Genomic DNA, 20,435 nt, shown 5'->3' with positions numbered 1-20,435 from the left:
TCTTGCGCAAAATATTGATCGTGGGGGCCGGGCAGTCCGGCCTCCAGCTCGCCCTGGGGCTGCAGTCCCACGGGTACGAGGTCACCGTCATGTCCAACCGCACGTCGGACGAGATACGCGAGGGGCGTGTCATGTCCACCCAGTGCATGTTCGACACGGCCCTCGGCCACGAGCGCGACCTCGGCCTCAACTTCTGGGAGGACCAGACCCCGCGGATCGAGGGCCTGGGCGTCTCGGTGGCCGCCCCCGACGGATCCCGTCCGATCGACTGGCTCGGCCGGCTCGACGCGTACGCCCAGTCCGTCGACCAGCGCGTGAAGATGGCCGGCTGGCTGGAGACCTTCGGCGAGCGCGGCGGCAAGCTGGTCGTGCACGGGGTCACCGTCGGCGACCTGGACTACTTCTCCCGCGCGTACGACCTGGTGCTGGTCGCCGCCGGCAAGGGCGAACTCGTCTCGCTGTTCGGCCGGGACGCCGCCCGCTCCCCGTACGACAGCCCCCAGCGCGCGCTGGCCGTCGCCTATGTGCACGGCCTCGCCCCGCGGCCGGAGCACCCGGACGTCCACGCGGTGCGGCTCAACATGGTCCCGGGCGCCGGCGAGCTGATCGTCATCCCGGCGCTGACCACCTCGGGCCCCTGCGACATCCTGTTCTGGGAGGGTCTGCCCGGCGGCCCGCTCGACGTCTTCGACGGCGTGAAGGACCCCGCGGAACACCTGGGCATCACACTCGACCTGATGAAGCGTCACCTCCCGTGGGAGTACGACCGGGCCCGCGACGTCGAACTCACCGACGCCGGCGCCACTCTGGCCGGCCGCTTCGCCCCGGTCGTCCGCCGCCCGGTCGCCGAACTGCCCTCGGGCGGCCTCGTCCTCGGTGTCGCGGACGTCGTGGTCGCCAACGACCCCATCACCGGCCAGGGTTCCAACAGCGCCTCCAAGTGCGCCGCCGCCTATCTCGCGGCGATCGTCGAGCGCGCGGACCGGCCCTTCGACCGGGAGTGGATGGAGTCCGCCTTCGCCCGCTTCTGGACCACCGCCGAACCGGTCACCAAGTGGACCAATGCCCTCCTCGGCCCGCCGCCGGAGCACGTCCTCGGCCTGATCGGCGCCGCGGGCCAGTTCCCCGCGGTGGCCGACCGCTTCGCGAACGGCTTCGACGACCCCTCCGACTACGAGGCGTACTTCTACGACCCGGAGAAGACGGCGGCCTACCTCGCCTCGGTCGCGGGAGCCTGAGCACCGCCTGAAGCCGCCGGTCCGTCCGTGGGCCGCTCGCGAACGGCCCACGGACGGACCGGAATCCGTTGACGGATCAGGGTGCCCCCACCAGGCTCACGGGCATGGCGGACGGCGGGTTGTGGGAACGGGGCCTGGACGACTGGTACGGCCCGGGCACCCGGCTTGTGCGACGCGTACGGCGCTGCCGGCTGCCCCGGCATTCCTGATGGCGTCCCTGTGCCGGCGGTTCTCCCTCATCGGGGTGGTGCTGAAGCCCGGGGCGATCGTGCGCTGCGGTGTGTCGCGGCACGTTGTCGTGCCCCGCGCCTCGGTGGTGCGACTGCGCCGTGACACATGGCGCGACGGACTCGTCCTGCGGACCCACGCGGGGGAGGAGGTCGCCGTCTTCCGCTTCGGCGGGTCCTTGTGGGACCTGTTCCACGACTTCTCCCGCGTCTGCGGCGACGCGATGCGGCCGCATGCCGGCTCAGCCCGGGGCCGGGCCGCGTCCCCCGGACCCGCCGGGACCGGTCAGCGGGCGAGGAACGGGACGAGCGCCGCGAGGAGTTCGGCGGGCGCGTCGAGTGCGACGAGATGGGCCGCCGTGGGGAATTCGGCCAGGGAGGCACCGGGGATCTCGGCGGCGTACCGGCGGGCGATGTCGCGGAAGTCGGCGACGTCGAGGCCCCCGAATCCGACCAGCGTGGGAACCGTGATCGTGGCGACGTCACGGTCCGTGCCGCCCTGGGAGTGCCGTCCGACGGCCTCCTGATGCGTCAGCGAGATCCGCAGCGGCTCCCGGAGCGCTTCGGCCAGTCCCGGGGCGACGTCCTCCCAGCCGCGGTTCGGGCCGCGAAGCCACATGTCCAGGTTGACGCGGACGGCGCCGTCGAGGTCGCCCGCGGCCAGGGCGGCCGTCTCGGCCTCGTCGTACGCGACCATCTCCGCCGACCAGTCGTACCCCCGCCACGGCGGGGCGAGCAGCGCGAGCGAGTGGACCCGGTCCGGGTGGGTGAGGGTGAAGTCCGCGGCCACGCGGGCGCCCCAGGACGCGCCGACGACCCGGACCCGGTCGTGACCGAGGTGGTCCAGGAGCCCGAGCAGGTCGTCGGTCTCGCTGAACGGGCCGGTCGGCGGCGCGGATTCGCCGAAGCCGCGCAGGTCGTACCGGATGACGGTGTGCCGCTCGGCGAGGCCGGGGGCGACCGCGTCCCACATGCGGTGGTCGGCGATGCCGGCGTGCACGAGGACGACGGGCGGGCCTTCGCCGGTGACGGTGCAGGAAAGATGACCGAGGTGATCCTTGAGTATGAGCATCGCGTGCATACTCGCGGGCCGGCGCCGCACGGGCCACCGAATTACCTCGGGCGTCCGGCCGTCGGCCCGGGGCGGGGCCCCGGGCCGGATCCGGGTGCTCAGCCGGTGACGTCGACCACGATCCTGCCCGCGGCGGAGCCCTGTTCGACGGCGGCGTGCGCCTCGGCGGCCGTGGCGAGGGTGAACCGCCGGGGGTCGACCCGCGGCCGCAGGGACCCGGCGTCGGCCAGGGGCGCCGCCTCGCGCAGGATCGCGCCGTGGTGCTCGCGCCCCCGGCCGGTGAGCAGCGGCAGCAGCGTGAAGACCCCGGAGTAGGTGGCGCCGCGGAAGGACAGCGGCGCGAGGCTGTGGGTGCCCCAGCCCAGCGCGCTCACCACGTGGCCGGTCCAGGTGCGCGCGGCGGCGAAGGACGCGTCGAGGGTCGCGCCGCCCACCGTGTCGTAGACGATGTCGAAGCCCTCGCCGCCGGTGTGCTCGGCGACGTAGTCCTCGACCGGGGTCGTGGTGCGGTCGATCGGGGTGGCGCCGAGTTCCGCGATCGTCCCCAGGCTGTGGGGGGCGCCGGTGGCGAAGACGCGGGCGCCGCGGGCCTGCGCCAACTGCACGGCGATGTGGCCGATGCCGCCGGCGCCCCCGTGCACGAGCACGGTGTGGCCCTCGCGCACCCCCGCCCGGTCCACCAGGCCCTCCCAGGCGGTGACGAAGACCAGCGGCAGGGCGGCGGCCTCGCGCATGCCCAACGAGGCGGGCTTGCGGGCCAGCAGCCGGGCGTCGACGGCCGCGTACTGCGCGAGCGAGCCCTGGAGGCCGCCGACGCCGCCGGTCAGCCCGAGGACCTCGTCGCCCGGGGCGAACCCGGTGACCTCCGGGCCGACCGCTTCGACCACTCCGGCAAGGTCCAGGCCCAGCACCGCGGGCAGCCGGCTGCGGGCATGGGCGGCCTTTCCGGCGCGGATCTTGGTGTCCAGCGGGTTCACCCCGCTGGCCTCGACCCGGACCAGCACCTGGCCGGGGCCGGCCACCGGGACCGGGAGTTCGCCCAGCGCCAGGGGACCGCCGAAACGTTCCAGCACCACCGCGCGCATCGAGGGCTTCGCAGGCATGGTCTCTCCATTCGAACAGACAGGTCTGTTTTGTTGAGCTCGGGAAGGGCCCTCGTCCGCAGCGGGGACGAGGGCCGGTGGGGGGTCAGGCGGCCGGCGGGCAGGCCCGCTCGACGATGGCACGGGCGGCGGCCTTGGCGGCGGCCGGCATGGCGGGGTTCTGTTCCAGCTTGCCCGCGGCCAGCGTGCCGTCGATCAGCAGCGTGAGCTGGAGGGCCAGCTCGTCGGGGTCGCCGGCCCCGGCCGCCTCGGCGAGGCCGCGCACCCACGCGCGGACGGTCCGCTTGTGCTCGGCGGTCACCTCGTGCGGCAGGCTCCCCGGCTCGCTCTCGGCGGCGGCGTTGATGAACGGGCAGCCGTGGAAGCCGTGCCGCCGGAACGACGCGTCGACCGCGTCGAACAGGCCGGTCAACTGCTCACGCGGATCGTCGCCGGCCGCCAGCGCCGCGGCACGCAGTCTGCCCCGCCAGGAGTCGTCGACCCGGCGCAGATAGGCGGCGGCCAGCTCGTCCTTGGAGGGGAAGTGCACGTACAGCGTCGACTTGGCCACGCCCGACTCCGCGATGATGCGGTCGACGCCCACACCGCGCAGCCCGTGGGCCGAGAACAGCTCCTCGGCCGTGGTGAGGATGCGTTCGCGCGCCGGGAGGCGCCTGGCCGTGGCGGGCATGCCGATCACCTGCTTCTGCCGGGGACCCGGCGGGCCCGTCCCGGCAAAACTAACAGACAGGTCTGTCCGATGCGTCGTGGCGCCGGTCACACCGGTCCCGCCGTACACGCACGCGAGCCGTCGTCAGCCGGCGGAGCCGCCGTTCGAGGCCCGGTCCTTCGCGGGGTCCGGAGCGGTCGGCGAGACGTAGTGCTGCATCGACGGCTCGTCGGGGTCCGGGCGGACCGCGCCGAGGATCGGGTTGGCGGCGATCGGGGAGATCTTGACGACGCTGCCCGGGCGGGGCGCCTGGATGACCAGGCCGTCGCCGATGTACATCGCGACGTGGGTGGCGCCCGGGAAGAAGATCACGAGGTCGCCGGGGCGCAGCAGGTTGAGCGGGATGTGCGGCAGCTGCTTCCACTGCTCCTGGCTGGTGCGCGGGATCGGGGTGCCCGCGTGCAGCCATGCCTGCGAGGTGAGTCCGGAGCAGTCGTACGCCTCCGGGCCCTCGGCGCCCCAGACGTAGGGCTTGCCGATCTGGGCGTAGGCGAAGCTCAGTGCGCTGTTGCCGATCTTGGAGGGCGCGAGCGAGAGGTTGCCGAGCTGCCCCGAGCGCAGGAACTCCTCCTGGGCCCGGTTGATGCCCTGCTGTTCCAGCCGCTGGAGGTCGGCGAGCTGAGTGCCCGTCAGGCCGGCGAGGATCGCCTCGACCTGCCCGAGCTGGTCCTCGATCTCCTCCTTGGCCTCGCGCTGCCGGTCCGCGAGCTGCAGCGAGCCGTCCAGTGCGTGCTGCTGCGCGCGGCTGAGCGCGGCGATCCGCTTCTCGCCGTTCTCCAACTGGGCGACCAGTTCGGCCTGGGTTCCGACGGCGCGGTCGAGCAGGTGGCCCTGGGTGAAGGCGTCCTGCGGGTTCCCGCTCAGCAGCAGGCTCAGGTAGGGGGAGACCCCGCCCTCCTTGTACTGCTCGCGGGCGAGCTGCCCGGCCAGCGCGCGGGCGTCGGCCAGCGCGGTGCGCTCCTCGGCGAGCTGCCGGTCCAGGCGGTCGGCCTTGCCGCGGTTCTCGGTGAGGTCGGACTCGGCCTGGTCGTAGGTCTCCGTGGCCTGCTCCGCCCTGAGGTAGAGGTCCTGGAGCCGTTCCAGCAGGACGACCAGGGTCGGGCCGTGGGGATACGGGTCGTCGGGCATCGCCTGCGCGTTCTGCGCGGGCAGTCCGAGGGCCGCGGCGGCCAGCAGCGTCCCGCAGATGAGTGCCCTGCGCACCCACTCCTTGGGCCTGCTTGCTGCTGACATCCCTTCACCTCCGACTGTATTACCGGCTGCTTGCCGGTAGATCCTTACATGATCGGGTCGGCTGCGACAGGGTGACCGGGCCGGAATGGGTGGCTCCGTGGCAATTGGAGCCACCCGTTTTCTCCGTGTCAGCCAAAGTACGAATCGAAGTTCTTCTGGAATTCCCAGTTGCCGAACTTGTCCCAGTTGATCGACCACGTCATCAGACCGCGCAGATTCGGCCATGTTCCGTGCGGGGTGTAGGAGCCGCAGCCGGTCCGCTTGGTCAGGCAGTCGAGTGCTTTGTCGACATCCGCCGGAGTTGTCCAGCCATTGCCCGCGTTGGAGGTCGCGGGCAGTCCTACGGCGACCTGGGAGGGCGCGAGCGCCGGGAAGACATTGGCCGTGTTGCCCGCCACCGGGAATCCGGTGAGCAGCATGTCGGTCATCGCGACATGGAAGTCGGCGCCGCCCATCTGGTGGTACTGGTTGTCCAGGCCCATGATCGGCCCGGAGTTGTAGTCCTGGACGTGGAGCAGCGTCAGGTCGTTGCGCAGCGCGTGGATGACGGGAAGGTAGGCGCCCGCCCTCGGGTCCTGCGCGCCGTTGGGACCCGGACCGTAGAACTGGTAGCCGAGCTGCACGAAGAAGGTCTCGGGCGCCATCGTCAGCACGAATCCGCTGCCGTACCGGGCCTTGAGGGTCTTCAGCGCGGAGATCAGGTTGACCACGACCGGTGTGGTCGGGCTCTTGAAGTTCGTGTCACCGGCGTTGAGGGAGAGCGAGTGGCCCTCGAAGTCGATGTCGAGGCCGTCCAGCCCCCAGGTGTCGATGATCCGGCCGACGGAGGCGACGAAGGCGTCGCGGGCGGCGGTCGTCGTCAGCTGCACCTGCCCGTTCTGGCCGCCGATGGAGATCAGCACCTTCTTGCCCTGCGCCTGCTTCGCCTTGATCGCGGCCTTGAAGTCCGCGTCGGACTCCACGTTCGGGCACTCGGCGGCGGAGCAGCGGGTGAAGCGGATGTCGCCCGAGGTGACCGTGGTCGGTTCGCCGAACGCGAGGTCGATGTAGTCCCAGCTCGCCGGGACGTCGGCCATGCGCACATAGCCGGAGCCGTTGGCGAAGCTGGAGTGCAGATAGCCGACCAGGGCGTGGGAGGAGGGGCCCGGGGGCGTGTCCGTCGGAGTGGGCGTGGGGGTCGGGGTGTCCGTCGGCGGCGGTGTGGTCACCGGGCCGCCGGGGCCGGTGAGCGAGGCGTCGTCGGCCCAGAACGTGGGCTGGGCGTACCAGCCGTGGACGTAGACGGTCGCGCTCGTCTGGCTCGCGCCGGTCGTGAAGCTCACGCTGAGCTGCTGGTACGCCCCGCCGGTGCCCGGGGTCCAGGTGCCGGCCCCGCCGTCCACGCCGATGTAGACGTAACTGCCCTTGACCTGGGTGGAGTAGGTGTACGTGGTGCTGGGCGCCACGGTGACCGTCTGCTTGCACTGTGCGGTGCCGGACGAGCCCGGGGTGCCGGCCAGTGCCCAACTGCCGGTCTTCGCCTGGCCGGTGACCGCCTGGGTGGTGCCCGTGTCGCAGCTCCAGCCGGTCAGACTGCCGTTCTCGAAACCGCCGTTGACCAGGAACTCGCCCGCGTGCGCGGAGGGCGCGAGGGCGACCAGCCCGCCGAGGGCGGCGGTGAGGGCGAGGGTCGCCGTCGCGGCGACGAGGGATCTCATGGGGACCGCTCCTTCGGGGGCGAGGAGATGTGCGCATGACAACTCGCAGCAAACAGGTCTGGACCAATCCTGTCAATGGTCCGGACCGGAACGCGGCGCGGTCGCCCCCGCGCGGAGCCGGGCGGCGGCGCTCAGGCCCCCCGCTTCGACCAGGGCCAGCGCGGCTTCTCCGGCCGGTTCCCCTCGGGGTCGTAGACGAAGACCCACCGCGTGCGGCGCTGCTCACGCGTCCCCGGGCTGGGCTCGCGGTGGTAGACGTGCACGACCGGGGCCGCGCCGTCCGGTTGCGGCACCGGCACCTCGTACACCTTCGGGGGCTGCCCGGTGATGCCGGTCAGCACCCCCAGCACGCGGCCGTCCAGCGGCCCCCCGACGAATTCCGTGTCCTCATGCCTCACGGGGTCAGCGTAGGCCCTTCGATGGGGCCCGTGTTCACGGAATGGCAGGTGGGAGCAGATGTGCGACGGCCTGTGCGAGCGGTGCGACCCGGCGGGCCAGGTCGCCGGCGGGACTGCCCGGGCTCTCCCTCCCCAGGGCGGCCAGCGCGACCTCGGCCGTCTCCTGGTCGGTGGTGGAACTGACCAGCAGCAGCGCCGTGAAGTGGTCCACCAGCCACCGCCTCAGCTCCTCGGCCGGCGGCTGCTTGCCCTCGTCCAGCCAGGTCAGCGACACCGCCTCCACGCTCGCGATCCACGAGCGCACCATCATCGCCAGCCGCGGGCCGGGCCGCGGCGCGCCCAGGTGCATGAGGATCTGCTCGGCGGCGCTGCGCCGCACCTCGTCCACGATGGCGCCGGTGCGGCTGGTCTCGGCGACGCTGCCGCCGCGCAGCAGCGCGGAGTACGCGGCGCCGTGCTCGTCCACGTACGACAGGTAGCGGTCCAGCGCGTTCGACAGGCGCTGGGTCATCTCGCCGGCCGCGGGCTCCACGAAGCACTCCCGCAGCTCGTCGGCGGCATTGCGCATGGCGGCCTCGTACAGCTGCTGCTTCCCGCCGGGGAAGTAGCGGTAGACCAGGGGGCGGGAGACGCCGGCGGCGGCGGCCACGTCGTCGACCGACACGTCCTCGGGGCGGTGGTGCCCGAAGAGGTCCACGGCCGCGGCGAGCAGTTGGGCGCGACGCTGCTCGACGCTCAGCCGGCGGTAGGCGGGGGCGGCGGGCGCCGGCGTCGAACTGCCGTTCATGACCGCCAGCGTATCCGGCCCGCCCGCCGTCCTACCCGAGAAGCCCCGAGGTGCGCCACATCCGGCGTATCCCGCGGCCCTCGAACATGCCGACCTCCTCCAGGAAGTCCATCAGCTTCTTCGCCGCCTGCCGCATCACGTCGCGCCGGTGCGGGCTGGTGCGGGCCAGCTCGGCGGCGTACCGCGGGTCCAGCCCCACCGAGGCGTACACCTGCGGGCTGATCAGCGACCGCGCGATGACCCGGGCGGCCTCGGCGGAGGAGACCCGGGTGAAGGCCAGTTCCCAGCGGGGCGCGGTGGCCATCTGACGGCGCAGTTCCTCGCGGGCGTAGCGGATGTGCCGGGCCTCCTCGACGACGTGGATGCGGGTCACGCCGCGGGTCAGCGGCTGCACGCGCTCGTCCGGGAAGGTCAGGCGCTGCATCCAGTCGAGGATCTCCTCGGCCAGCAGGGTGCCCGTGAACGCGCCGGGCGTGGTGGAGACGGTCTTCAGCACCCGGCCGAGGTTGTGGTCCAGCCGGGTCGGCCGGTAGACGGGCGTGCCGAGCTTGGTCACCAGCCGCGCGAACATCTTCGAGTGGCGGCACTCGTCCGCGATCTCGGTCAGCGCGTAGCGCACGTGCCCGCTGGTGGGGTCCAGGTCGTAGGAGTGCCGCAGCAGTAGCTGCATCAGGATGATCTCGAACCAGATGCCGATCGAGGCCAGCGAGGCGGCCTCGTGCCGGCTCAGCTCGATCCGCTGCTCCTGCGACATGTGCTTCCACAGCGGGGTGTCGTACAGGGAGACCAGTTCGGGGGGCCAGAACCACCCGCCCTCCTCGAAGGGGGCGTCCCAGTCCAGCTCGGTGTCCGGGTCGAAGGAGTGCTTCGCGGAGGCGTCGAGCAGCCGCTCCGCCACTTTTTCTCGCGTTGCAAGAGGGGTGCCAGCGGTCATGCTCTTATGAGACTGTGTGTCAGCAAGCTCGTCAAGAGTCGAGGAGGCGCCAATGACGTCGCAGGAACACCTGTGGGAGATCCCGGCCTCCGGAGCGGCCCGCTTCTCCTGGGAGTACGACGACGGGCGCGACCGGCTGCTCGCCCTCTACCAGAAGGGCAAGGACAAGCAGTGGGACGCGGTGACCCGCATCGACTGGGACCTCGAGGTCGACCCGTACGACCCGCTCGGCGTCCCGGACCAGAACCTGACCGTGTACGGCACGTCCCACTGGGACAGGATGTCCGAGCAGAACAAGCGCGACCTGCGCCGCGCCTACGCCTCCTGGCAGTTCAGCCAGTTCCTCCACGGCGAGCAGGGCGCGATGGTCTGCGCGGCCCGCATCGTGGAGTCGGTCCCCGACCTGGACGCCAAGTTCTACTCGGCGACCCAGACCATGGACGAGGCCCGGCACGCCGAGATCTACTCGCGCTTCCTGCGCGAGAAGGTCGGCATGGTCTACCCGGTCAACGACTCGCTCCAGGCGCTGCTCGGCGACACCCTGCGCGACGCGCGCTGGGACATGCCCTACCTCGGCATGCAGGTGCTCATCGAGGGCCTGGCGCTGGCCGCCTTCGGCATGCTCCGCGACACCACCGACAAGCCGCTGCCCAAGCAGATCCTCACCTACGTCATGCAGGACGAGGCCCGGCACGTGGCCTTCGGGCGGATGGCGCTGCGCGACTACTACCGGCAGCTGTCCGACGCCGAACTGCGCGAGCGCGAGGAGTTCGTCATCGAGGGCTGCTACCTCATGCGCGACCGGCTGCGCGGCGCCGAGGTGCTGGAGGACTTCGGCATCCCGCGCCAGGAGGCCGAGGAGCTGAGCGAGCGGTCGGAGTATCTGACGCTCTTCCGGAAACTGCTGTTCAGCCGCATCGTGCCGTGCGTGAAGGACATCGGCCTGTGGGGCGAGCGGCTCCAGCGCGCCTATGTCGACATGGGCGTCCTGGAGATGGGCGACTCGAATCTCGACCTGCTGATGGCCCAGGACGAGGAGATCGCCGAGAGGCTCGACGCCGAGCGCTTCGCCAGGGAGGAGGACGCGCGGGTCGCCGAGGTCGCCGGCGCCATCGCGCTCGGACGGCAGGGAGACGGCGGCGGGGCGTGAGCGTCAGCCGCGGCGCAGCACCGCCTCCATCACCGCGCGGGCGACCGGCGCCGCGTTGCCGCCGCCGCTGATGTCCGCACGGTCGGCCGCGGCGTCCTCGACGACGACCGCGACGGCGACCCGCGCCGGGCCGCCCGCCGCGTCCTTCGCCCAGGCGATGAACCAGGCGAAGGGGGTGCCGCGGTTGTTCTCGCCGTTCTGCGCGGTGCCGGTCTTGCCGCCGACCACGGTGTCCGGGATGGCGGCGTTGCGTCCGGTTCCCGACCGGACGACCTCGGTCATCATCGTCTGCATGTCCCGGGCCACCACCGCGTCCATCACCTGCCCGTAGGCCCGGTCGCCGGTGAGCGCGACCGGCAGCCCGGAGCTGTCGGTGGTGCGGTCCACCAGGTGCGGGTACATCAGCGTGCCGTCGTTGGCGACCGCCGCGGCGACCATCGCCATCTGCAGGGGCGTGGCGCGGGTGTCGTACTGGCCGACGGAGGACAGGGCCAGTTGCGCGTCGTCCATGCGGCGGTCGAAGACGCTGACCGCCGCGTGCGAGGGGATGCCGAGCGAGTCGTCGTTGAAGCCGAAGGCCTCCGCCGTCTCCCGCATCGCGGTCAGGCCGACGTCGTCGCCGAGCTTGCCGAAGACGGTGTTGCAGGAGATGGCGTACGCGTACAGCAGCGGCGCGTCCTCGCAGTCCTCGGCGTCGGACTCGTTGCGCAGCGAGGTGGTCGAGCCCGGCAGCCGGTAGGGGTTGGGCGAGTCGGTCGGTTCCTCGATGTCGGTGATCGTGCCGCTGGTCAGCGCCGCCACCGCGGTCACCGTCTTGAACGTCGAACCCGGCGGGTACGTCTGGCGCAGCGCCCGGTTGAGCATCGGCTGGTCGCGGTCGGAGATCAGCGACTCCCACGCCGCGGTGACCTTCGGACCCGTCCCGGCGATCCGCCCGGGGTCGTACGAGGGGGTGCTCACCAGCGCCAGGATCCGGCCCGTGGCCGGGTCGAGGGCGGCGACCGCGCCCTTCTTGCCGCCCAGCGCCTCGTACGCGGCCCGCTGGGCGGACCGGTCGATGGTGGTCCGGACGTCGCCCGCGGGCTGCGGCTGCCGGGTGATGGCGTTCCACACCGGCAGGGTGGCCAGTTGCGGGGAGGTGCCGGACAGGACGGGGTCCTCGGCGGCCTCCAGCAGCGTCGTGCCGTACGTCTGGGAGGCGAACCCGGTGACGGGCGCGTACAGGGGGCCGTCGGTGTAGGTGCGCTCGTAGCCGAGCGGGCCGCTGGTGGCGCGGGAGCCGGTCACCGCGTGCTTGCCGGCGAAGATGTCGCCGCGGGGCCGCTCGTAGCGCGCGATGGCCACCCGGCGGTTGGCCGGGTTCTCGTTGTAGGCCGGGGCGCTGAAGACCTGCAGGCGGGTGGCGTTCACCAGGAGCGCGACGAAGAGCAGCATGCAGAAGGCGGCGGCCCGGCGGGCGTGCGGGATCACCCCGGCACCGCCGGGACCGGGCCGGGGACGGGCCGCCGGGCGGTGTCGCTGAGCAGCACCAGCAGCGCCACCATCACCCAGTTGGTGACGACGGAGGAACCGCCCTGCGCCAGGAACGGCATCGCCATGCCGGTGAGCGGGATCAGGTCGGTGACCCCGCCCGCGATCACGAAGACCTGGAGCGCCCAGATCGAGGCCAGCCCGATCGCCAGCAGCCGCCCGAACGGGTCGCGGATGGCGAGCCCCGCGCGGTAACCCCGCGCCACGAGCAGCCCGTAGAGCAGGAACAGCGCGGTCAGCCCGGTCAGCCCCAGTTCCTCGCCCGCCGTGGCCAGGACGAAGTCGGACTTGGCGGCGAAGCCGATGAGGGCCGAGTGCCCCTCGCCCAGGCCCGTGCCCAGCAGGCCGCCGGCCGCGAACGCGAACAGCGACTGGGCCAGCTGCCCCGGTCCCTGCCCGGCATCGATGCTCGCGAAGGGGTGCAGCCAGTCCTGCACCCGGGAGTGCACGTGCGGTTCGAGGGAGCCGACCAGGAACGCGCCCGCGCCCGACAGCAGCAGCCCGATCGCGATCCATCCGGTCCGCCCGGTCGCGACGTACAGCAGGATCACGAACAGCCCGAAGAACAGCAGGGATGTGCCGAGGTCGCGCTCCACCACCAGCACGCCCACGCTGATCGCCCAGACCGCCAGCACCGGCCCGAGCACCCGGCCGGTCGGCAGCTGCAGCCGCCGGAAGCGCCAGATGTGGCGGCCGGTGTGGGCGAGCGCGCTGCGGTTGTCCGCCAGGTACGCGGCGAAGAACACCGCGAGCAGCACCTTGGCGAACTCGCCGGGCTGGATGGACAGTCCCCCGAAGCGGATCCAGAGCTTCGCCCCGTTCACGGCCGGGAAGAGGATCGGCGCGATCATCAGCGCGAGCGCGGCCACCACGCACACGTACGCGTACACCGACAGCGCCCGGTAGTCCCGCAGCGCGAGGACCACCAGGAGGAACAGCGCGACCCCGGCCCCCGACCAGACCAGCTGCGCGGGCGCGGCGGAGTCCGGGGTGGACAGGTCCAGGCGGTGGATCAGCACCAGGCCCAGGCCGTTGAGCAGCACCGCGATCGGCAGCAGCAGCGGGTCGGCGTACGGCGCGCGCAGCCGGACCGTCAGGTGCGCCAGCAGGGACAGCGCCCCGAGGGCGGCCCCGTAGCCCGCGGCGCCGGGCGGCAGGGTGCCGTCCCTGGCCAGGCCGACGTTGCAGTAGCCGTACACCGAGATCAGGACCGCCGCGCACAGCAGCCCCAGCTCCACACCGCGGCGGCGGTGCGGCGGCGCACCGGGCCCGGGCTCCTCCAGGCTCCGCCGGGGGGACTCCCACTCGGGCGAAGCATTGGGGGAGGGTGCACTCATGGGCGAAAGGTATCAAAAGGACATCATTCGCCCATGGTGTTCGGCCGCTGCCGGGTCCTCATGGCGCTGTCGGTGGGGGCGGCTACCGTGGCGGCATGACCCACAAGGCGCCGACTTCTCTGGACGAGCTCCCGTACGCCCATGTGCTGGAGCCCTTCGCCGAGTCCCGGCTCTTCGTCGAGGAGCGGTACGACACGCTGCACTTCGCCGGGCTCACCCTCGACGACCAGGACGCGGGCGGCGCCCAGTTCCTCGAGTGCGCCGTCACCGACTCCGTCCTCAACGGCGGCAGCCTGCGCCGGGGGCGGCTCAACGAGGTGTGGCTCCAGGGCGACCGGTTCGTCGGCACCTCCTTCGCCGAGACCAACTGGACGGACGTCACCGCGGACTCGTGCGTGTTCGCCGGGGTCGAGGCCTTCGGGGCGGTGCTGCGGCGCGTGGTCTTCCGCCGCTGCAAGTTCGACTCCGTCAACCTGCGCGGCGGCTCGCTCCACGAGGTCGTCTTCGAGGACTGCGTCCTGCGCGACGTCGACCTCGGCGGCGCGCGACTGAAGGAGGTCGCCTTCCCCGGCACCCAGCTCGAACGGCTGCGCATCGGCCACGCCGAACTCAAGAGCACGGACCTGCGCGGCACCACCCTCCTCAACCTCGCCGACGGCCACGAGTACCTGCGCGGCGCGATCATCGGCAGCGCCCAGCTGCTCGACCTCGCCCCGGCCCTGGCCGCCGCCCTCGGCATCGAGGTCCGCGACGACGACCGGGGCACCACCCGCCGCTGACCGCGCGCCCGCGCACCCGGCCGGGGCGCGGTCACCCCGACACGACCGGCGCAGGGCCGCGGAATCCGTGCCACCGCCGGAGAATCGCGGACATGGGAAAGACCTATGCACGCATCGACGGGCGCCTGCGCGCCTTCATCGAAGAGCAGAAGATCTTCTTCACCGCCACCGCGCCCCTGTCGGGCGACGGCCGGGTCAACCTCTCGCCCAAGGCCCTCGACGGGTCCTCCGCCCTCCTCGACGACCACACCTTCGTCTACGCCGACCTCGGCGGCAGCGGCGCGGAGACCATCGCCCACCTCAGGGAGAACGGCCGCATCACCCTGATGTGGTGCGCCTTCACCGGGCCGCCGTCCATCGTGCGCGTCCACGGACGCGGCGAGGCGGTGCTCCGAGACGACCCCCGCTGGGACGCGCTCGTCCCGCACTTCTCCGACGAGGTCCGCAAGCGCACCGACGTGCGCGCGATCATCGTCGTCACCGCCGAACGGATCAGCGACAGCTGCGGGTTCGCCGTGCCGTACATGGACTTCCGCGAGGAGCGGGACCTGCACACGCAGCGCTTCTCGCGCGAGACCGACGCGTCCTTCAACGACTACTGCGCCGCCAAGCCCCATGTCGGTACCAGCCTCGACGGCCTCCCGGCCCTCCCGCTCCCGCTGCCACCCCGGACCTCCTGACCCGGCGCCCGTGCCCCGCCGACGGCTCAAGTCGACGCGGTGCGGTGGTGATTGGGGCGCACGGGCGATTCCCGAACGCGCTCTTGCGGCGACAGGATCCCTCTGTCGTACTTGTACGGCCGTATGTCCGGAACCGGAGAGGTGGTCCCCCCATGCCCGTACGGCCCGTACGAGGTCGCCACCGCAGACCCCAGCCGCCCGGCCGCCTCTCGCAGATGTCCGTGGCCGTGACGGCCGCGTCCGGTGCGGGGCTGGCGCTGCCGCTGATCGCCGCGACCGGCGCGGGGGCGGCGACGGCCGGCACCTGGGACAAGGTCGCGCAGTGCGAGAGCAGCGGCAACTGGAGCATCAACACGGGCAACGGCTACTACGGCGGGCTCCAGTTCACCCCGTCGACGTGGAAGGCCTACGGGGGGACGAAGTACGCCTCACGCGCGGACCTGGCCACCAGGGACCAGCAGATACGCGTCGCGGAACGCGTGCTGGACGGGCAGGGGCCGGGGGCGTGGCCGGTGTGCTCGCAGCGCGCCGGGCTGACGCGGGGCGGACCGGAGCCGCGCACGAAGCTCCCCGCGCAGAAGAAGACGCGGACGGAACAGCCCTCCGCGCAGGAGAAGGTGACGAAGCCTCAACGGCAGCCGGAGCACCGGCAGGAGGGCCACGAGGCGTCCTACCGGGTCGTCAGCGGGGACACCCTCTCCGGCATCGCCGAGGAGCAGGACGTCCGCGGCGGCTGGTCGCGGCTCTACGACGCGAACCGCCCGGTCGTCGGCGCCGACCCGGACCTCATCTTCCCGGGCCAGGAACTGGCGCTGCCGGGCGGCACGGCCAAGGCGGCGCCGCACACCAAGCCGCCGGCCACGTCCGCGAAGCCCGCGGCGAAGGCCAAGCCCGCGGCCGGGCCCAAGGAAAAGGCCAAGGAAAAGGCCAAGGCCAAGCCCGCCGCCGCCACCGCGTTCGTGGCGCCGGTCAGCGGATCGCTGGGCACCCCCTACCACCGGGCCGGCGCGCACTGGGCCAGCGGTTACCACACCGGGCAGGACTTCGCCGTCCCCACCGGGACCTCGGTGAAGGCCGTGGCCGCCGGCACCGTGGTCGAGGCGGGCTGGGGCGGGGCGTACGGCTACCAGGTGGTCGTCCGGCACGAGGACGGGATGTACACGCAGTACGGCCACCTCTCGTCGCTGACCGTACGGGCCGGGCAGACGGTGTCCGCGGGACGGCAGGTGGGACGCTCGGGGTCCACGGGCAACACGACCGGGCCGCACCTGCACTTCGAGGTCCGCACCGGCGAGGGCTACGGGACGGACGTGGACCCGGTGGCCTACCTGCGCCGGCACGGAGTGCGCATGTGATGTGCGGCGGGGCGGCCCGTGCGGACCGCCCCGCGGCACGCCGCCGCACGTCAGCGTTCGCGCTCCACCAGGTCCTTGAAGCGCCGCAGGTCGTCGCGGACCGTCCGTTCGATCGCGCTGACCTGGGCGAAGCCCTTGGGGCCGCCGAAGGCCTCGCGTACCTCGCCGGCGTCGTACTCCATGCGGACCTGCACCCGGCTGTGCTGCTCGTCGATCGGCAGGACCGAGCACGTCCCGCTCATCTCCGGCGTGCCGCTGGTGCGCCAGGCCATCTCACGGGTCGCACCGCGCGCCTGCGGCCGGTCGGAGATTTCCGCCTCGATGGAGGCGTCCTCGCCGCCGCCGCGGGCCACCTCCAGCCGCGCCCTGCTCTCCCCCTCGGCCGCGGCGTCCAGGACGCCGCCGACGAACTGCGGATACTCGCCCACACTGTGCAAGTGCTTCCACGCCACCTCGGACGGAACGCCGAGGTCGATCTGTTCCTCGAGTCTGCTCATGGACTGCCACCTGCCTTCCTTCCTCCAGCCTGCGCCCGTGGCGTCGCCCCCGCCACGTTGCCCGTGCGGTGCCCCGGGCGGCGGTCCGCCCGGGGCACCGCACCGGTCAGGCCACGCTGCCGATGGACTCCGGTGTGACGGTGGCGGGCGTCGTCGGCATCACGGCGGGAACGCTGTCCGGGACCTCGGTGACCGCCTCGGTCACCGCGACCCGGCCGCCGAGACGCGGCGCGGCGGTGAGGCCCGCGTCGCCCTCCAGCAGGAGGCGTACGGCCGCCCAGGGCAGGTTCACCCCGGTGAAGGCCGTCTGGAAGATCCCGGCGGAGGGCCGGGGGTTGGCCTCCAGCAGGACCGGCTCCCCGAAGCGGTGGCGCAGCTGCACATTGGAGAGGTACGCCAGGCCGAAATGGGCGATCAGCCGCCGGGCGATGCCGGTCATCTCCGGGTCGTCCAGCAGCAGCCGGTAGCGGCCCTCCTTGGCACGCGGGATCGCGGCGAGCAGTTCGCCGCCGCGGGTGGACAGGCAGTCGACGCTGACCTCGGGCCCCTCCAGGTAGGGCATGACGATCAGTGCGGGCACCTGCTCGCCCTCGTCGGCGGCCTGCTTCATCGCCTGGGCGACCGCGTCGACCGAGGCCATGGGACGGGCCGGGGCCAGCAGGTCGCGCAGGACCATCGGCCGGTCCTCCAGGATGCGGAACCCGAAGGCGGAGAACTCGCCCGCGGGCTTGAAGCAGAGCGTCTCACCGGTCGCCGACAGCTCCTCCACGGCTGTCCGCAGCCCGTCGGCGTCCTTCACCACCCGCCACGGCGGCACCGGGATGCCGGCGGCGAGCGCCTCCTCATATGTACGGCTCTTGTTGGTCAGCACTTTGACGGAGCGGGCCGGGGAGCACATCAGCCGTGTGCCCACGGCGGCGAACTCGTCCGACAGTCCGGCCAGTGCGCTCAGCCGCCGGGGCGGGATGAGCACGTCGATCGCGTGGCGGCGGCAGAAATCGAGGGCGAATTGGGCGTACACCGGGTCGGCGACGTGCCGGGGTTCGACCTCGGCGACGTCGCAGGCCGCGAGCGCGGCCGCGGTGGGATCGACGTTGGTGCCGTAGATGCGCACATCCACGGCATCGGGGTTCGCGCGCAACATGGCCATCACCTGTGTGGTGGCCACCCCCGCGCTGCTGAGCCATATTCGGAGGGCTATCGGACGCTCCCCTCAGTGCCGGGACGGCCGGCCCGTGGGCATGCAGGCATGCTGCGGCACGGGCTTCCGCCGTTCGGGATCATGTGTGAGGCGGATCATACTGCCGTTCGATGACGCCGGTGTTTCCGGTCCGCGGAGCGCAAGGGAAGGGCACACGGCGTGCCGTCACCCGACCGCCGCACGGGGCGGGCGGCGCGGGGGCGGCGGGCGAACGCTGGAAGGCGACCTCCATCCCTTCCGTGAAAGAGGGACGACGCTCCCATGGACATCGACACCGATCCGATCCCCCGCATCCCGCCCCGCCCGCGCCGCATACGCACGGCCGCGCCCCTGACGGCGGTGCTCGCCGCGGCGGCCCTGGCCGCCGCCCCCGTCGGCGCCGCGGCAGCCCCCGGCGACGGCCGTACGGGCTCCGGCAAACCCACCGTGGTGCTCGTGCACGGCGCTTTCGCCGACGCGTCCAGCTGGAACGAGGTCGTCCGCCGCCTGGAGGGCGAGGGGTACGACGTGATCGCCCCCGCCAACCCGCTGCGCGGCCTGACCAACGACTCCACGTACATCGCCAGCGTGCTCAGGAGCGTCAAGGGCCCGATCGTGCTGGCCGGCCACTCCTACGGCGGCGCCGTGATCAGCGAGGCGGCCGCCGGCAATCCCCAGGTCAAGGCGCTGGTGTTCGTCTCCGCCTTCATGCCGGACCGGGGCGAGACGCTCGCCGCACTGGGCGCGAAGTTCCCCACCACCGGCCTGGACGGCGCCCGGCGCACGGTGCCGTACCGCGACGCGACGGGCAGTGGTGTCGACGTGTACGTCCGCGACTCCCGCTTCCACAGCGTTTTCGCCGCCGACCTCCCCGCGGCGCAGGCCCGGCTGATGGCCGCCGAACAACGGCCCATCGCCACCGCGGCGTTCACCCAGGCGGCGACCGGCGCGGCCTGGCGGACCGTGCCGTCGTGGGCCCTGGTCGCCACCGAGGACCACGCCATCAACCCCGCCCTGGAGCGCTTCGAGGCCGAGCGCGCCGGCTCCCGCACCGTGGAGGTCGCCTCCTCGCACGTCGCGATGATCTCCCATCCCGACGTGGTGACCCGGCTCATCCGCGAGGCCGCGGCCTCCGCCGCCGCGCCCGCCGCGGCGACCACCGGCGCCCCCGCCCTGGCCGCCACCGGCTGGCGCGAGACGGTCCTGACCGCCATCGGCGGCATCGCGGGCGCCGCGCTCATCATGGGCGGCGTCGCCCTCGCCCTCGCCCGCAAGTCCCGCGGCTGACCGCCTGCGGTGGGCGGGACGGTGCGCACCCGCCCACCGCGGTGGCCCGCGGTTCGTCAGTCCTCGCGCACGGCGATCGCGGCCATGTGCTCCGGGCCCGCGGCGACGTCGTGGACCCGCCAGCCGGCGGGGCCGGGCGGCGGAGTGGCGTCGGTGCCGAGGTAGTCGGCGGAGGGCTCGCGGGACAGGCCGGTGCCCAGTGCCTTGAGGTAGGCCTCCTTGCGGACCCAGGCGCGGGCGAAGGCGGGCGCGCGGTCCGGTTCCGCGAGGGCCTCCAGCTCCGCGACCTCGCGCGGGTGGAGCGACTGCCACACCCCGTCCGGGGCCGCCCCGCGGGGCACCTCCTCCACGTCGGCCCCCACCGTGACCGCGGCGAAGGCGAGCAGCGACAGCCCCCGGGTGTGCGAGAGCGAGAAGTGCGGCCGGCCCTGCGGCACCGCGGGCCGGCCGTGGGGGCCGCCGCAGGTGGGGCAGGTCTCGCGGACGAACGCCACCGCGCCGGGGGCGGTGCCGAGGTAGGCGCCCAGCAGCATCCGCAGCGCCACGTGCGCGCAGACATAGGCGTCCCGGTCGCGGTCGAAGCGGAACGCCGCCGCGCGCCGGCGTTCGTCGGCGTCCAGCACGTCCGGCGCGAGCCGGGCGGCGTCCACCGCGGTGGCGGCGGTGTCCACCAGCCAGAGCCGGGGCGGCCCGCCGGGTGCGGGCGGCGCCGGGTCGGGGGGCGGGGCCCCCGGGTCGAACGGCTGCGGGACGAGCGTCACGGCCGTACGTCCCGCACGATCGCGTAGGCCTCGACCTCCAGCAGCAGCTCCGGCCGGAAGAGGGCGGCCACCTGCACCGCGGTGCTGGCGGGCGGGCGGGCGGTGTCGATGTGGGCGTCCCGCGCCGCGCGCACGGCGGGCAGGACGGCGACGTCCGTGACGAAGAAGGTCAGCTTGGCGACATCGCCCCAGTCCGCCCCGGCCGCCGCCAGGCAGCGCCCGAGGTTCGCGAAGACCTGGCGGGCCTGCGCCGCCGGATCGCCGGGGCCGACGACCTCGCCGTCGGCGTCCAGCGCGATCTGGCCGGAGATCGCCACGAAGCGGCCCTCGCCCATGACGACGTGGCTGTAGCCGCCGGCGGGGGCGATCCCGTCCGGCGCGGCGATGTGGGTGAGGTGCGACATCGGGTTCCCCCCTGGGACGTACGGGCGACGGCGGTCCATGATCCCGCACGGTCCCGCGGGGCCGCCATCGGCTACGT

General features: G+C 72.9%; 20 protein-coding genes. 6 read left to right on the top strand and 14 right to left on the bottom strand.

What is annotated here, in order from left to right; translation table 11 throughout:
• Window positions 1-2 precede the first annotated feature (2 nt).
• A complete protein-coding gene (locus tag ACIP64_RS01130; protein ID WP_401580434.1) occupies window positions 3-1,238 on the top strand; it encodes a styrene monooxygenase/indole monooxygenase family protein in 1,236 nt (411 codons plus the stop codon).
• Window positions 1,239-1,751: 513 nt separating this feature from the next.
• Here ACIP64_RS01130 and ACIP64_RS01125 read toward each other — a convergent pair.
• The 8 genes from ACIP64_RS01125 to ACIP64_RS01090 all read right to left on the bottom strand — a co-directional run bounded on the left by ACIP64_RS01125 (window position 1,752) and on the right by ACIP64_RS01090 (window position 9,398).
• Complete coding sequence (locus ACIP64_RS01125) at window positions 1,752-2,537, bottom strand: alpha/beta fold hydrolase (protein WP_401580433.1); 786 nt, start codon at window positions 2,535-2,537, stop codon at window positions 1,752-1,754.
• A 98-nt stretch (window positions 2,538-2,635) separates the two neighbouring features.
• Window positions 2,636-3,640: a zinc-dependent alcohol dehydrogenase family protein gene (locus tag ACIP64_RS01120; RefSeq protein WP_401580431.1), complete on the bottom strand. Its 1,005-nt coding sequence runs from the start codon at window positions 3,638-3,640 to the stop codon at window positions 2,636-2,638.
• 85 nt (window positions 3,641-3,725) lie between these two features.
• Window positions 3,726-4,310, bottom strand: coding sequence for a TetR/AcrR family transcriptional regulator (locus ACIP64_RS01115; protein WP_401580429.1), 585 nt, complete (start codon window positions 4,308-4,310; stop codon window positions 3,726-3,728).
• A 123-nt stretch (window positions 4,311-4,433) separates the two neighbouring features.
• Entirely contained in the window at window positions 4,434-5,582 is a 1,149-nt protein-coding gene (locus ACIP64_RS01110) for an NlpC/P60 family protein (RefSeq protein WP_401580427.1), read from the bottom strand.
• Window positions 5,583-5,710: 128 nt separating this feature from the next.
• Window positions 5,711-7,279, bottom strand: coding sequence for a chitinase (locus ACIP64_RS01105; RefSeq protein ID WP_401580426.1), 1,569 nt, complete (start codon window positions 7,277-7,279; stop codon window positions 5,711-5,713).
• Window positions 7,280-7,410: 131 nt separating this feature from the next.
• Window positions 7,411-7,677 (bottom strand): hypothetical protein, encoded by a 267-nt coding sequence (locus tag ACIP64_RS01100; RefSeq protein ID WP_360907087.1) that lies wholly within the window; start codon window positions 7,675-7,677, stop codon window positions 7,411-7,413.
• 34 nt (window positions 7,678-7,711) lie between these two features.
• Window positions 7,712-8,464, bottom strand: a complete 753-nt coding sequence (locus tag ACIP64_RS01095; RefSeq protein WP_401580424.1) for a TetR/AcrR family transcriptional regulator — start codon at window positions 8,462-8,464, stop codon at window positions 7,712-7,714.
• Between the two features lie 31 nt (window positions 8,465-8,495).
• A complete protein-coding gene (locus tag ACIP64_RS01090) occupies window positions 8,496-9,398 on the bottom strand; it encodes a diiron oxygenase (protein WP_401580422.1) in 903 nt (300 codons plus the stop codon).
• A gap of 52 nt (window positions 9,399-9,450) precedes the next feature.
• On the opposite strand from ACIP64_RS01090, the gene ACIP64_RS01085 reads away from it, so the two are divergent.
• Window positions 9,451-10,548 (top strand): ferritin-like domain-containing protein, encoded by a 1,098-nt coding sequence (locus ACIP64_RS01085; RefSeq protein ID WP_401580421.1) that lies wholly within the window; start codon window positions 9,451-9,453, stop codon window positions 10,546-10,548.
• A gap of 3 nt (window positions 10,549-10,551) precedes the next feature.
• On the opposite strand, the gene ACIP64_RS01080 is transcribed toward ACIP64_RS01085, so the two are convergent.
• Together ACIP64_RS01080 and ACIP64_RS01075 are read right to left on the bottom strand one after the other, a co-directional pair.
• Window positions 10,552-12,018, bottom strand: a complete 1,467-nt coding sequence (locus ACIP64_RS01080) for a penicillin-binding transpeptidase domain-containing protein (protein WP_401580419.1) — start codon at window positions 12,016-12,018, stop codon at window positions 10,552-10,554.
• Complete coding sequence (locus ACIP64_RS01075; protein WP_401580417.1) at window positions 12,015-13,415, bottom strand: FtsW/RodA/SpoVE family cell cycle protein; 1,401 nt, start codon at window positions 13,413-13,415, stop codon at window positions 12,015-12,017. The genes ACIP64_RS01080 and ACIP64_RS01075 overlap by 4 nt, the downstream gene beginning before the upstream one ends.
• A gap of 95 nt (window positions 13,416-13,510) precedes the next feature.
• Here ACIP64_RS01075 and ACIP64_RS01070 point away from each other — a divergent pair, with 95 nt between their 5' ends.
• The 3 genes from ACIP64_RS01070 (at window position 13,511) to ACIP64_RS01060 (ending at window position 16,229) form a co-directional block, all read left to right on the top strand.
• Complete coding sequence (locus ACIP64_RS01070; protein WP_401580416.1) at window positions 13,511-14,194, top strand: pentapeptide repeat-containing protein; 684 nt, start codon at window positions 13,511-13,513, stop codon at window positions 14,192-14,194.
• Between the two features lie 92 nt (window positions 14,195-14,286).
• Entirely contained in the window at window positions 14,287-14,874 is a 588-nt protein-coding gene (locus tag ACIP64_RS01065) for a pyridoxamine 5'-phosphate oxidase family protein (protein ID WP_401580415.1), read from the top strand.
• 152 nt (window positions 14,875-15,026) lie between these two features.
• A complete protein-coding gene (locus ACIP64_RS01060) occupies window positions 15,027-16,229 on the top strand; it encodes a transglycosylase family protein (RefSeq protein WP_401580413.1) in 1,203 nt (400 codons plus the stop codon).
• 50 nt (window positions 16,230-16,279) lie between these two features.
• Here ACIP64_RS01060 and ACIP64_RS01055 read toward each other — a convergent pair whose 3' ends face one another.
• Window positions 16,280-16,726: an SRPBCC family protein gene (locus ACIP64_RS01055; RefSeq protein ID WP_401580411.1), complete on the bottom strand. Its 447-nt coding sequence runs from the start codon at window positions 16,724-16,726 to the stop codon at window positions 16,280-16,282.
• A 106-nt stretch (window positions 16,727-16,832) separates the two neighbouring features.
• Window positions 16,833-17,894, bottom strand: coding sequence for an ATP-grasp domain-containing protein (locus ACIP64_RS01050; RefSeq protein ID WP_401580409.1), 1,062 nt, complete (start codon window positions 17,892-17,894; stop codon window positions 16,833-16,835).
• Window positions 17,895-18,188: 294 nt separating this feature from the next.
• On the opposite strand from ACIP64_RS01050, the gene ACIP64_RS01045 reads away from it, so the two are divergent.
• The gene (locus ACIP64_RS01045; protein ID WP_401580407.1) at window positions 18,189-19,193 is read left to right on the top strand and encodes an alpha/beta fold hydrolase; all 1,005 of its coding nucleotides are present in this window, start codon (window positions 18,189-18,191) and stop codon (window positions 19,191-19,193) included.
• A gap of 56 nt (window positions 19,194-19,249) precedes the next feature.
• Here ACIP64_RS01045 and ACIP64_RS01040 read toward each other — a convergent pair whose 3' ends face one another.
• Complete coding sequence (locus ACIP64_RS01040) at window positions 19,250-19,954, bottom strand: 4'-phosphopantetheinyl transferase family protein (RefSeq protein ID WP_401580405.1); 705 nt, start codon at window positions 19,952-19,954, stop codon at window positions 19,250-19,252.
• Window positions 19,951-20,358 carry a RidA family protein gene (locus ACIP64_RS01035; protein ID WP_360907065.1) on the bottom strand — a complete coding sequence of 136 codons (408 nt, stop codon included), beginning with the start codon at window positions 20,356-20,358 and terminating at the stop codon, window positions 19,951-19,953. Before ACIP64_RS01035 ends, ACIP64_RS01040 begins: the two co-directional genes overlap by 4 nt.
• Window positions 20,359-20,435: the final 77 nt, after the last annotated feature.

Origin of the sequence: Streptomyces sp. NPDC088733, from assembly GCF_044751185.1 — a bacterium.
GTDB lineage: Bacteria > Actinomycetota > Actinomycetes > Streptomycetales > Streptomycetaceae > Actinacidiphila.
Note: the sequence above shows the minus strand (reverse complement) of the source record. Positions and strands in the feature narration are given on the sequence as shown.